Source organism: Amphritea japonica ATCC BAA-1530 (assembly GCF_016592435.1).
Classification (GTDB): Bacteria; Pseudomonadota; Gammaproteobacteria; order Pseudomonadales; family Balneatricaceae; genus Amphritea; species Amphritea japonica.
Genome location: NZ_AP014545.1, coordinates 1,930,307 through 1,943,024 on the forward strand (window position 1 = coordinate 1,930,307; position 12,718 = coordinate 1,943,024).

Annotated in this window: 10 protein-coding genes; 8 read left to right on the forward strand and 2 right to left on the reverse strand. The window is 46.2% G+C overall.

The genetic code is table 11. The features are described 5' to 3' along the window. Positions 1–57: 57 nt before the first annotated feature. Positions 58–1,443, reverse strand: coding sequence for a cysteine--tRNA ligase (gene cysS, locus AMJAP_RS08975; protein ID WP_019622368.1), 1,386 nt, complete (start codon positions 1,441–1,443; stop codon positions 58–60). Positions 1,444–1,712: 269 nt separating this feature from the next. Here cysS and nifJ point away from each other — a divergent pair, with 269 nt between their 5' ends. Together nifJ and AMJAP_RS08985 are read left to right on the forward strand one after the other, a co-directional pair. Further along, the gene (nifJ, locus tag AMJAP_RS08980; RefSeq protein WP_019622367.1) at positions 1,713–5,315 is read left to right on the forward strand and encodes a pyruvate:ferredoxin (flavodoxin) oxidoreductase; all 3,603 of its coding nucleotides are present in this window, start codon (positions 1,713–1,715) and stop codon (positions 5,313–5,315) included. A gap of 202 nt (positions 5,316–5,517) precedes the next feature. Beyond that, on the forward strand, positions 5,518–6,066 hold the full coding sequence (locus tag AMJAP_RS08985; RefSeq protein WP_201356362.1) for a hemerythrin domain-containing protein: 549 nt from the start codon (positions 5,518–5,520) through the stop codon (positions 6,064–6,066). Between the two features lie 82 nt (positions 6,067–6,148). Here AMJAP_RS08985 and AMJAP_RS08990 read toward each other — a convergent pair whose 3' ends face one another. Continuing rightward, positions 6,149–7,831, reverse strand: a complete 1,683-nt coding sequence (locus AMJAP_RS08990; RefSeq protein ID WP_019622365.1) for a glutamine--tRNA ligase/YqeY domain fusion protein — start codon at positions 7,829–7,831, stop codon at positions 6,149–6,151. A gap of 324 nt (positions 7,832–8,155) precedes the next feature. On the opposite strand from AMJAP_RS08990, the gene AMJAP_RS08995 reads away from it, so the two are divergent. The 6 genes from AMJAP_RS08995 (at position 8,156) to AMJAP_RS09020 (ending at position 12,703) form a co-directional block, all read left to right on the forward strand. Beyond that, positions 8,156–8,665, forward strand: coding sequence for a peptidylprolyl isomerase (locus AMJAP_RS08995; protein WP_019622364.1), 510 nt, complete (start codon positions 8,156–8,158; stop codon positions 8,663–8,665). After that, positions 8,665–9,381, forward strand: a complete 717-nt coding sequence (locus AMJAP_RS09000; protein WP_019622363.1) for a UDP-2,3-diacylglucosamine diphosphatase — start codon at positions 8,665–8,667, stop codon at positions 9,379–9,381. Before AMJAP_RS08995 ends, AMJAP_RS09000 begins: the two co-directional genes overlap by 1 nt. Before the next feature lie 380 nt (positions 9,382–9,761). Beyond that, positions 9,762–10,148, forward strand: coding sequence for a tautomerase family protein (locus AMJAP_RS09005; protein ID WP_019622362.1), 387 nt, complete (start codon positions 9,762–9,764; stop codon positions 10,146–10,148). A gap of 507 nt (positions 10,149–10,655) precedes the next feature. Continuing rightward, a complete protein-coding gene (locus tag AMJAP_RS09010) occupies positions 10,656–11,225 on the forward strand; it encodes a GNAT family N-acetyltransferase (protein ID WP_019622360.1) in 570 nt (189 codons plus the stop codon). A 78-nt stretch (positions 11,226–11,303) separates the two neighbouring features. Beyond that, positions 11,304–12,224 carry an AbiTii domain-containing protein gene (locus AMJAP_RS09015; protein WP_019622359.1) on the forward strand — a complete coding sequence of 307 codons (921 nt, stop codon included), beginning with the start codon at positions 11,304–11,306 and terminating at the stop codon, positions 12,222–12,224. A 23-nt stretch (positions 12,225–12,247) separates the two neighbouring features. Further along, entirely contained in the window at positions 12,248–12,703 is a 456-nt protein-coding gene (locus AMJAP_RS09020) for a GNAT family N-acetyltransferase (protein WP_201356363.1), read from the forward strand. The last annotated feature ends 15 nt before the right edge of the window (positions 12,704–12,718 follow it).

The window sequence follows — 12,718 nt, forward strand, 5'->3', positions numbered from 1 at the left end:
AAGGCAGCCAAAAAAGCTGCCTTAGCGGTAAATTTACTCTATCTGTTGAATGCGAACTCAGCCCTCGCGGAACCAGGTAGTGCCTTCACGGCTATCTTTAAGGATAATCCCCTGTGCCACCAGATCTTCACGCACCTGATCTGCCGTTGCAAAATCTTTCGCTTTTTTAGCGTCAGCCCGTTGCTGTATCAGCGCTTCAATCTGTTCCGGAGTAATCTCGCCGGCTTTACTTTCACCCTGAAGAAACGCCTCAGGCGACTGTTGTAACAAGCCCAGAATACCACCCAGCTGAACCAACTGAGCAGCTAACGCAGATGCTTTAGCATCACCGGCCCGGCTGGCAGAGTTAAGTTCATTCACCAACTCAAACAGCACCGCCAGCGCTTTCGGAGTATTAAAATCATCATCCATTGCTGCATAAAAGCGCGCGTCATAATCGTTATCCAGTTCCGCAGCTACAACATCTACACCATTAAGCGCCTGGTAAAAACGTTCCAGCGCACTGCGTGCCTCTTTCAGACTGCTCTCTGAATAATCGATATAGCTACGGTAATGTACGGATGAAAGGAAGTAACGGACCACCTCAGCATCATATTTTTCTAATACATCCCGGATCGTAAAGAAATTACCCAGAGACTTAGACATTTTTTCAGCGTTTACACGAACAGCCCCCGCATGCATCCAGGTATTAGCAAATTTAACCCCGTTCGCAGCTTCGGACTGTGCAATCTCATTCTCGTGGTGAGGGAAAGGCAGATCTGGCCCACCGCCGTGAATATCAAAGGTATCTCCCAGGCAGCATTTAGACATCGCAGAACACTCGATGTGCCAACCGGGACGGCCAGCCCCCCACGGAGACTCCCAGCTTACCTCACCCTCTTTCGCCGCCTTCCAGAGAACGAAGTCTAATGGGCTTTCTTTTGCATCCTGTACTTCCACCCGGGCACCGGATCGCAAATCATCAACATTTTTATTGGTCAGCTTGCCATAGTCGGCAAATCGCTCAACCCGGTAATAGACATCACCGTTATCTGCAGCATAAGCAAAACCTTTACCTATCAGAACGCCCACCATGTCGATGATATCCTGGATATGAGCCGTCGCACGAGGCTCCTGGTCAGGACGTAACACACTGAGTTTATCTTCATCTTCATGCATAGCATCGATCATGCGCCCGGTCAGTTGATCCGGACTTTCACCATTGACCGCCGCACGCTTGATAATTTTATCGTCTACATCAGTGATATTTCTGACGTAAGTAACATCCCATCCACGCGCTCGCAGATAACGAGTAATGACATCAAAAGACACCATAACCCTGGCATGTCCGATATGACAGAAATCGTATACGGTGATACCGCACACATACATGTTGATTTTGCCCTCTTCCAGTGGTTTAAAGGGGGCTTTCTCTTTAGTCAGGGTGTTATAGATCTGCAGCATCAGGATTCGCTTATGGCTCTGGCAACGTTAAGAATCGAATAAAAAACAGCTGCCCATTATAGAGGAAACCGGGCAAGAGTTAACAACCCGACGTAAATAACTTTTATAGCTTGTCAGCTTTCTGAAAAAGCAGTCAGGATATTTGATCCAGAACAATCACTGCACTGATAGTTAATCCATGGCAGCTTTATAAGAATAAACTAATATAAAGCTAGTTCTGATCTGCCGAGTGCAGCCAATAGTCGCCCTATTTGTTCAGGAGTATCGCCATGAGCACAGCCAGATTTCGTATGATGGATGGTAACGAAGCTGCAGCCTATATAGCCCATCAACTAAATGATGTTATCGCCATCTATCCGATAACGCCGGCTTCACCGATGGGAGAGATGAGCGATAGCTGGAGTTCAGAAGGGGTTAAAAACCTCTGGGGAGTCGTTCCTGATGTTGTAGAACTACAGAGTGAAGGCGGTGCTGCCGGTGCTGTCCATGGTGCATTGCAAGCTGGCGCTAAAACGACCACTTTTACTGCATCACAGGGACTGCTCCTGAAAATCCCCAATATGTACAAAATTGCCGGCGAACTAACCCCGACAGTCTTTCATATTGCTGCACGCTCCCTGGCAACCCACGCCCTCTCAATCTTTTGTGACCACAGTGATGTGATGGCTACCCGGGCAACGGGTTTTGCCATGCTGGCATCAAACTCGGTACAAGAAGTGATGGACATGGCCACCATTGCAGAGATGGCAACACTCAACGGCCGGGTTCCGGTACTGCATTTTTTTGATGGATTTCGTACCAGTCACGAAGTCAGCAAAGTTGAAGTTGTAACAGAAGCAATGCTGCGACAACTTGTTGATATGGAGCGGGTGCGCGATTGCCGAAGCCGTGCCCTCTCGCCGGATCATCCTGTGGTGCGAGGCACCTCACAGAATCCTGATATCTTCTTCCAGGCCCGTGAAGCCTGTAACCCCTATTACGATGCATTTCCAGAAGTGGTACAGCAGGCTATGGACCATTTTGCCAAAATCACCGGTCGCCAGTATAAGCTGTACGAATATGAAGGTGCTGCTGACGCAGAGTCGGTGGTTATTCTAATGGGATCCGGAGCTGAAACTGCTGATGAAACTGTCAACTACCTGAATAAACAAGGGGCCAAAACCGGCGTATTGAAAGTTCGGCTGTTCCGGCCATTTGATGCAACCCGTTTACTTAATGCCCTGCCAGACAGCGTTAAACAGATCGCGGTTCTCGATCGCACCAAAGAACCTGGTGCTGATGGAGAACCCCTGTACAAAGATATTACCACCGCCCTCATGCAATCCATCCTTTCAGGCCAGCAGTCTGCAACCGAACTGCCTAAGCTGATTGGCGGCCGTTTTGGCCTGTCTTCCAAAGAGTTTACCCCGGCGATGATTAAGGGGGTATTTGATGAACTGAATAAAACTGACAGCAAGAATCTGTTTACCGTTGGTATTAACGATGATCTGACCCACACCAGCATAACTTACGATGAACAATTCATAACTGACGCCCATAAAGACACTTACCAGGCTGTATTCTATGGTTTAGGAGCCGATGGCACCGTCAGTGCCAACAAGAACAGTATTAAAATTATCGGTGACCTGGCAGATTATTATGCCCAGGGACACTTCGTATATGACTCCAAGAAATCCGGTGCAGTCACCGTTTCACACTTGCGTTTTGGCCCCCGCAAGATTCATTCAGCGTATGAAATACAGACAGATCAGGCTGACTTCATCGCCTGCCACCAACCCCGTTTTCTGGATCTCTACCCAATGCTGGACAAAGCACGTAACGGTGCTGTGTTCTTACTCAACAGCAGCGCATCGCCCGATGAACTTTGGGATACGCTTCCAGAACCGGTGCAACAGACACTGATCAGAAAGCAGATCCGTCTGTTCGCGATAGACGCATATAAAGTGGCACTCGCCTGCGGCATGGGTAAGCGGATCAACACGATTATGCAAAGCTGTTTCTTTAAGATCTCCGATATCCTGCCAATTGATCAGGCAACAGAACTGATCAAAGATGCCGTGCGAAAATCGTACAGCAGCAACCCAAAAGTGATCGAGCTTAATCTGAAAGCGATCGATGCCAGCCTGAATGAGCTTCATTCAATACCCTTACAGGCGAAAGCGACCAGCCGAATTCCAATGCATGAACTCAGCGCCAATAGCGCCAACGATTTTGTCCGTCAGCTAACGGCCGAATTAATAGCCGGTCATGGTGATAAGGTGCCTGTAAGCGCCCTGTCAGCAGACGGCACCTGGCCGACTGGGACTACCGCTTTTGAAAAACGGGATCTGGCCACCGAACTCCCTCTTTGGGATGAAGAGCTTTGCACCCATTGTGGTAAGTGTGTGCTGGTCTGCCCGCACAGTGTTATTCGGAGTAAGATTTTCGATCGTTCTTTACTGCAACAAGCGCCCGATGGCTTCAGAGCAGTACCCATTAAGGGCGCAAAGGACTTCCCTGAAAACAGCTATATGAGCTATCAGGTTTCTCCTGAAGACTGTACCGGGTGCACTCTCTGTGTTGATATCTGCCCTATAGTCGATAAACAGCACCCGGAACATAAAGCGATCAACATGGTGCCAAAAGATCAAACCTTTGACATCGAAAAAGACAACTGGAACTTTTTCCTGTCACTGCCGGAGTTCGACCGTACCACCCTGAAAAATGCAACACTAAAAGGTTCTATGGTGTTCCAGCCTCTTTTTGAATTCAGTGGGGCTTGCTCCGGCTGCGGAGAAACCTCCTATATTCGCTTAGCCAGCCAACTGTTTGGTGACCGGATGCTGGTCGCTAACGCAACCGGGTGTTCATCTATATATGGCGGTAACCTGCCCACAACACCCTGGACCAAAAATGCTGATGGCCGGGGTCCGGCCTGGAACAACTCATTGTTTGAAGACAATGCAGAATTTGGGCTGGGCATGCGAGTCGCATTAGATAAACAAAAAGAATACGCAGGCACTCTGTTGCTCGAACTCCAGCCACAGCTGGACTCAGAACTCGTTCAAAACCTCATAGAAGAGAAAGAGACAGATGAGGCGGGTATTGAACGCCAGCGCCAATCAATCGAGAAACTGAAACTGGCGCTGGATAGTCTGAGCGACAATGACAGCTTTGGTAGTCAGGCAATAGAATTGCGACATCTGGCCGACCAGCTCAGCCGCAAGAGCGTCTGGATCATCGGAGGCGATGGCTGGGCTTATGATATCGGCTTTGGCGGTCTGGACCACGTGCTGGCATCAGGCCGCAATGTAAATATTCTGGTACTGGATACTGAGGTGTACTCCAATACAGGGGGGCAAACTTCAAAAGCAACACCGGTTGGCGCGGTAGCTAAGTTTTCCGCCTCAGGAAAGTCGGTGGCTAAGAAGGACCTGGCTCGCATCGCCATGGATTATGAACATGTGTACGTCGCTCATGTCGCGTACGCTGCAAAGGATGTACAAACACTGCGGGCATTTCTTGAAGCAGAATCCTATGACGGCCCTTCCCTGATCATCGCGTACTCCCCTTGTATAGCGCACGGGTTCGAGATGAAAGACAATCATCTACATCAGAAATTAGCCGTCGACAGCGGCCACTGGCCACTGTTTCGCTATGATCCACGGCGAGCAGATGAGCACCAGAACCCCTTGAAACTGGATTCAAAGCAACCCTCTATTCCCTATGCTGAATTTGCCAGTAAAGAAACCCGCTTTAGTTCACTACAAAAGGCCCACCCAGCAGAAGCCGCAGCTTTCCTGGATAAAGCTCAGCATGATGTCAGTGAACGATTCAAACGCTACCAACAAATGGCAGAGATGGACTGGGAGGAAGCCCCAATACCTAAGTAACTGTTTATTTTGAACAATTTCACCTAGTTACAAGCCCTTTCCAGGGCTTGTTTAAAGTTGTCTGATAGCCATTAGTAAATATAGCTGCTGATTATTGACGAATATCAGTAAAGTATTAGAGCAAGCGTACTACTATAGTTTTATCATTCCGTGAACATTTGCTACGCAGTAGCCTATGCGCGTACAGCCTACAGGTGAATATATGAGTACAGAAGCACAAAGCCCCGTTAATGATTTTTCCCAGTGTCACGTAGGCATTATTCAGAATTTTGAAGCCCTGAAAGCACTTGGTACGTCCGATATATCTGACCCTGTGTCGCCTGAAATTCAGACGAGCGCAAAAAGACTGGTACAGTTTTATAAAGAAGTGGTCCTCAATCACCACCAGGAGGAAGAGCAGGAGCTCTTTAATGTCGTTCTGGATTGCGCTAAACCTGGAAGTGAGCTGACTCAGGCTAAAGCAATGGTTGAGCGGCTTACCCAGGAACACCGCAATCTGGAAAAGCAGTGGAAAGGTATAGAAGCTGATGTGAAGAAGCTGGCAAAGGGAAAGTTCTCAAAGCTGGACAAAGATGCGTCGGTGAGTATGGCTGAGAACTATCTGGCTCACGCTCACTACGAAGAGGATGCCTTTCTTCCCTTGTCTGCAGAGATACTCAAAGACACCGGTTTAGAATCTTTAGGCATCACCCTGCATACCCGGCACGATATGCAAAAAAATCTCTGCCTATATTTAAGGCTAACTACGTAGCCCATATTGGTAGCAGTCTGCACTAAACAAAAAACGGTCACCCAGGGTGACCGTTTTTTTATACGAATGACCAGTAATCAGCTTACTTTTTCCAGGTATCACGCAACCCAATGGTCTTGTTAAATACCGGTGTCTGAGCTGAATGCTCATAGCGGTCAGCCACAAAGTATCCTTCTCGCTCAAATTGAAAACCGGTTTCCGGTGCTGCGTCTACCAGACCCGGTTCAATCCAGCAGTTTTCAATAACAGAGTAAGAATCCGGGTTGATGTTATCAAGGAAGTTACCTTCGCCTTTGTCAGGTGACTCAACGTTAAACAGGCGGTCATACACCCGCACAACAGCCTGCTTACCTTCAGTAGCAGAAACCCAGTGCATGACACCCCGAGGCTTCATACCTTCCGGTGGATTTTCACCAACGGTACCAGGAATCAGTTCAGCATGAACCTCGGTGATTTCGCCGGTTGCGTCTTTAACCAAATCGGTTGCTTTGATCACATAAGCACCGCGCAGACGCATAAAGTCGCCAGGTACCAGCTTCTTAAATTTCTTCCGGGACAGTGTTGAGTCTTCGTTATAATCGTTACGATCAATATAGAGCTCACGGGTAAATGGCAGCTCACGGGTCCCCATCTCTTTCTGAGGGTGCACCGGTGCGCTCAGTGTCTCAACCTCGCCTTCGGGGAAGTTAGTAATAACCAGTTTCAGTGGATTAAGCACGCACATAGCGCGGGCGGCATTATCGTTCAGATCTTCACGGATAAAGAACTCGAACTGCGCCATATCAACCACACCGTCAGTCTTAGAAACGGCCAGGCTGTCACAGAAGTTACGCACGGCATCAGCCGTGTAACCACGGCGACGCATACCCTGAATAGTCGGCAGACGCGGGTCATCCCAACCGCTTACATGATTTTCATCAACCAACTGCTTCAGCTTACGCTTACTGGTGACCGTATAATTGATGTTAAGACGACCAAATTCATACTGGCGCGGCGTACTGGGTACCGGCAGGTTCGCCAGAAACCACTCATACAAAGGCTGATGATCGGCAAACTCAAGGGTACAGATCGAGTGGGTTACCCCTTCAATCGCATCTTCCTGACCATGAGCAAAATCATAGCTTGGATAGATACTCCATGTATTACCTGTCTGGTGATGGGTTGCTTTACGAATACGGTAAAGAATTGGATCGCGGAGATTCATGTTCGGTGATGCCATATCAATTTTGGCACGCAATACCCGACTCCCCTCCTCAAACTCACCGGTTTTCATCCGTTCGAGCAGATCAAGATTCTCTTCAACGGTACGGCTACGGAACGGGCTATCTTTACCCGGCGTGGTCGCCCAGCCGCGATATTCACTGGCTTCTTCAGGACTCAGATCACACACATAGGCGTTACCTTCCCGAATCAGGTGCTGTGCCCATGAATAGAAAGTATCAAAATAATCAGAGGCATAACGCACTTCGCCTGCCCAGTTAAACCCAAGCCAGCGCACATCATCTTTAATGGCATCAACAAACTCCTGCTCCTCTTTTGACGGATTGGTATCGTCAAAACGCAGGTTACATTCACCGCTGTACTTATTCGCTGTGCCGAAGTTCACACAGATCGATTTGGCATGACCAATGTGCAGGTAACCATTCGGCTCAGGTGGAAAGCGTGTTACTACTTTTTCCAGTCCCTGCTGCAAATCCTGTTCGATAACCTGATGAATAAAATTGGTAGGCTGCTTAGCAGTATTAGTTGCGTCGTTGTTGCTCATAGAGGCGTCTTAAATTCCGGCTTAAATCGAGTAGGCGAATATTATAGACAGATGCCCTGAAGACAACCATAAGTAAGCTGAAATTAATGGTACAGATAACGAAATAAACACAGACTGTTAACCTCCCTTCACCTGCGTCAATAACAGCATCAGGCAGGTCGCGCATGAAACCGCTCATGAAATATAGTACTCATCTAACCGGGCAAGACTAAAAATCGTTACTAAAGAATCGACACGAAAGAACTTAGACTTGTTACGCCGCCTCTGATTCTTTAGTATAATCGCCCCTACACTCAAAAAAGCTTCAGCAGAGGAAACGTAAGTATGATCGTACTGCACACTAACTTCGGCGATATCACAATCGAACTGGATTTTGAAAAGGCACCGGGGAGCGCAGCTAACTTCGAAAAATACGTTAAAGACGGTTTCTATGACGGTGTTATTTTTCACCGTGTTATCGACGGTTTCATGATTCAGGGCGGCGGCTTTGAACCTGGCATGGTCAGTAAGAAAACCGGCGCGTGCATTGAAAACGAAGCCGATAATGGTCTGAGCAACAAACGTGGTACGCTGGCGATGGCCCGCACTATGGACCCACATAGCGCCTCTGCTCAATTCTTTATCAACGTTAGTGATAACACTTTCCTTGATCATACCGCTAAGACTACTGAAGGCTGGGGCTACGCCGTATTTGCCAAAGTAACCGACGGTATGGATATAGTCGAACAAATTAAAGCGGTATCTACCACTTTCCGTGGCGGACATCAGGATGTACCAGCAGAAGATGTCATCATCACTTCTGCAGAGATCGTGGAAGCAGATACCGCTGAATAATGCGTAAACTGTTCATATCAGATCTACACCTCTATAGCGGGCGCCCGGATTTAACCCGGGCGTTGCTGCATTTCCTTTCAACGACCGCTCAAGACTGTGATCAGTTGTATATTCTCGGCGACCTGTTCGAAGCCTGGATTGGCGATGACTTTATCCCTGACGATCTTCAACCGGTTATTGATTCCCTCAGCAAACTTTCCCATTCCGGCTGCCAGATTTACTTTCAGCATGGTAACAGAGACTTTCTGATCGGCAGTCAATTCGCAGAACTGACTGGCGCTAAATTGCTGGGCGATAGCGAAATTATCCAACTAGCCTCCGGCAGCGCATTATTAATGCATGGCGACCAGCTGTGTACCGATGACTTGGAATATCAGGCGCTGCGCCAGCAATTAAGAAGTCCGCAATGGCAGGCGGCAGTATTAGCCAAATCAGTCCCAGAGCGCCTTGAGATGGCAAAGCAACTGCGCATGGCCAGCGATACCCATACCGCTGGAAAAGCCATGACGATAATGGATGTCAATCCACAGGCGGTAGCTGATGCGATGACAGCAGCGACAACTGACCTCCTGATTCATGGACACACACACCGCCCTGCTGTTCATCAGCTGGATAACAACAAGCGTCGTATCGTTCTGGGTGACTGGGATAGAACCGGATGGTATCTGGAAGCATCAGAACAGGGTGAACAGCTGATCGAGTTTGATCTTAATTAATCACCCTCTTTAACACAGTAATCAAAATCTCCTTTTGATTACTCAGTCTTTTCTATGTTTACTTTGTGATTTGCTTAAAGATTCAACCCCTTTTCTGCACCACAGAGAACACAGAGAAAAACACGAAAGCCGGTCTAACCCTTTGATATAAAGATACGTTGATATTATTATTCAGGTCATATTGTTAGCACGGATGCGGCCATTTCTACTGATAAGTCGGTACTATATCTCTTTATTGCTCGCCTTTAACACCTGCTATCCTGCTGATTTATAATACAAATATGTTCTTTTGGTTATTAGATTCCCAGAACTATAGTGCCTGGGAGTTATAGTGCCAAAGGGCGCAATAAGTAGCTGTTATACGTAATCAAGGAACTAAGATGATCGTAATATTCGGGATAAGGGAAAAGTTAAATCCAATAAAAACAGAGTTATCCGATGTTATTCATAACTGTATGCAATTGGTTCTAGGCATGCCAGAGGATAAGCGAGCACATCGTTTTATTCCCATGGAAAAAGAAGACTTCTACTATCCTGGTGGTCGAAGTGATTCTTACACAGTCATAGAAATAAATATGATGGCTGGTCGGCAGGCAGAAACTCAGAAAAAGCTGATTAAAGCTCTTTTCCAAGAGATAGAAAATAAACTTTCAATCTCGCCAGTAGACATTGAGATTACCATTAAAGAGCAGGCGCCTCACCAATGGGGTTTTCGTGGTATGACAGGTGATGAAGCTAATGACCTTAAGTACAAAGTTAACGTATAACAAAACGCACAAGCAAGGACGCAGCAAGCTGCGCTGCTTAGCCTTGCGTTATGGCTTTTGAGGAAACATGGTCTTTTTAACTTGTTGGGTAGTCGGCATATTATTCGTAGCCATTGGTTTTCACTTTCATGGTAAATTCTTAGAGCGGTTGAAAAATAGCCACGCTCAGCTATATAGCGATCTTGGTGGGCCTAGAGTGTTTACAATGTATCCGATATCTACAAAATTAATTATCCGAGATCTTAGCCCAAATAAGTCGTTTACGAAGTACACGGAGTTTATGGCAAAGAAACAATGGGAAGAATTAAGTGATAATCAGCTTAATAAATACGCATCTTACAGAAGGTATACGCAGTATATTCTGGGGGTTTTATTCTTTGTTGTAATTATCAGCGCTGGAACTAAGCCATAACAAGCGCAGGCTGTCGAAACGCCTTTCCGCTCCTTCGTCGCTACAAGTCGTCCGCAGCTGCGGGCGTTATATTTTCCTCAAGAACGGAGTCCTGCATGGAATACACCGCTGATTATTTTATAAATGACATATATGATCTTGAGTCTTCGGGTATGCTCTCAGACTTAGCTCTAAGCCCGAGCCTTTTTACACATTTCATTACGTTTGATGAAGGTGATCGTGAAAACGCATTGGCCTACATAATCTCGGTGTTGGATGAATGCTATAAGGCCGGCCACTTGCGAATTGCAATTTCTCACAATGATCTAGAACTATATGGTTATGCCATGCTCTTTGTGCATCCAGACCCTAAGTTTCCAAAATATCTCCATAAAATATATGTAAGAGAAGAGTTCCGTGGACATGGTATAGGTGAGCAAATACTAATGTCTCTTGCAGAAAATGAACCCAAGATCTGTCTGCTCTGTCCTTCGGACAAAGTAGCCTTCTATGAAAAGTACGGTTTTCACTTCGCGCAACCCTTTGAGGTTCCCGAAGACGAAAACTTTCTCTTGTCTGAAGGACTATATTCTGGGTTATGCGTCATGAACAACCATAATGAAGCACTTGGCGCCCCAATATTTTTCCTCAATGACAGAGATATTAAGAATATTGTTGGCATATAGAATATAACAAGGTGCCGTAGTCGCTTCGCTTGGCCCCTTAAGCACGGCGTTATGTGAAGCAGCACGAGAGAGAAATTAATGAAGCTAGCAGATGAAATTGTAGAAATATTAAGCTCTAACGATGGTGTATTGACCGAGGCGCTGGTAAAAACAAAAGTTCTGTTGCATAAAATTGGCCACAAAGAACTAGTGGCTTGGGTGAACAAAGAGCTGAATGGGTACAGTGAAGGTGATGAACTTCCTGACTATCGAATAATTCCAGCCCAAGTACTTGTGTCCGCAACAAATGGTGCATACGAAGTAAGATCGCATCCAGTCCCGATGTCTCATATTGATAAAAAGTTTAGGGATATGTGGGAACAGGCTAAGTTAAACCATTCACTTGCTGTAATAGAAAAAATTGTAACTTCCAACGATGGTGACACACTTGAATCACCAATCCCAATGGAAGCGAACGGAATGTTAGGTAAAGGTTTGGCCAATTCTTATATGGTTCAAAGAGCTTGGTCTGAAATACCAGTCGCTGGTGTATCAAATATTATGATGCAGGTGAGATCACGTCTTTTGGATTTTATTCTTGAGCTGAGTTCGGAATTTTCTGATCTAGAATCTGATAAAGATGTTAAAGAAGCAGCCGGAAAATTTGATGCCTCAAATCTCTTTAACAATGCAATATTCGGAGACAACGTCACCATATTGTTAGGAACAGAAAACCTTCAAAAGGTAACTAACAGTATCGTAAAAAATGACTTCGAATCACTAGCGAGAACTCTGAAAGATAAGGATGTTTCCGATGATGACATCACTTTACTTAAAGACGCTATTGATAGTGATTCGAGTTTTCCGGTAACTGAAAAGGATAAATTCGGCCCCTCGGTAAAATCGTGGATGCGGTCTATGTTATCTAAAGCAATTGATACCAGTTGGCAGATTGAGTTGGGGGTAGCGGGAAGTTTGATTGCCACAGCATTAAACAACTACTACGGACTAATCACATAACAAAGCGCTGCTAGGAGAGTGAAGTGTTTAAGGTAGTAAGAGCAGTTTTTCCTGATGACTTAAAAGAAGTCCTTGATTTGTACCGCGAGTATATTGCCAGCACCTCTGTAGATCTTTCTTTCCAAGATAATGATCAGGAATTTACTCATTTGCCTGAAAAGTATAGCTCTGAAGAGTCGAAGATTTTTTTGGTGAAGAAAGGCAGAAAATCTGTTGGGTGTGCTGCCTTTCGGAGATTGGATGAGTCTGTCTGTGAAATGAAGCGGGTTTATATCCAACCAAGTGCTCGTGGTCATAAGTTGGGTAACAAGCTAGTTGACAGAGTGCTGCAAGAGGCTGTTCTCAGTGGCTACAAGAAAATCTGTTTAGATGTGCTGCCAGAGTTCAAAGCTGCCTTGAAATTATACAGGTCATATGGATTTGTTGAGCACCCCCCCATAACGAACAACCCAATTTCAGGAACATCTTTTTGGGTTTAAATTTATAGCAATATA

What these genes read in the sequence shown, in the direction of transcription:
- cysS (WP_019622368.1), bottom strand. Translation starts at nt 1,443, where the DNA reads ATGCTGCAGATCTATAACACCCTGACTAAAGAGAAAGCCCCCTTTAAA.
- nifJ (WP_019622367.1), top strand. Translation starts at nt 1,713, where the DNA reads ATGAGCACAGCCAGATTTCGTATGATGGATGGTAACGAAGCTGCAGCC.
- AMJAP_RS08985 (WP_201356362.1), top strand. Translation starts at nt 5,518, where the DNA reads ATGAGTACAGAAGCACAAAGCCCCGTTAATGATTTTTCCCAGTGTCAC.
- AMJAP_RS08990 (WP_019622365.1), bottom strand. Translation starts at nt 7,831, where the DNA reads ATGAGCAACAACGACGCAACTAATACTGCTAAGCAGCCTACCAATTTT.
- AMJAP_RS08995 (WP_019622364.1), top strand. Translation starts at nt 8,156, where the DNA reads ATGATCGTACTGCACACTAACTTCGGCGATATCACAATCGAACTGGAT.
- AMJAP_RS09000 (WP_019622363.1), top strand. Translation starts at nt 8,665, where the DNA reads ATGCGTAAACTGTTCATATCAGATCTACACCTCTATAGCGGGCGCCCG.
- AMJAP_RS09005 (WP_019622362.1), top strand. Translation starts at nt 9,762, where the DNA reads ATGATCGTAATATTCGGGATAAGGGAAAAGTTAAATCCAATAAAAACA.
- AMJAP_RS09010 (WP_019622360.1), top strand. Translation starts at nt 10,656, where the DNA reads ATGGAATACACCGCTGATTATTTTATAAATGACATATATGATCTTGAG.
- AMJAP_RS09015 (WP_019622359.1), top strand. Translation starts at nt 11,304, where the DNA reads ATGAAGCTAGCAGATGAAATTGTAGAAATATTAAGCTCTAACGATGGT.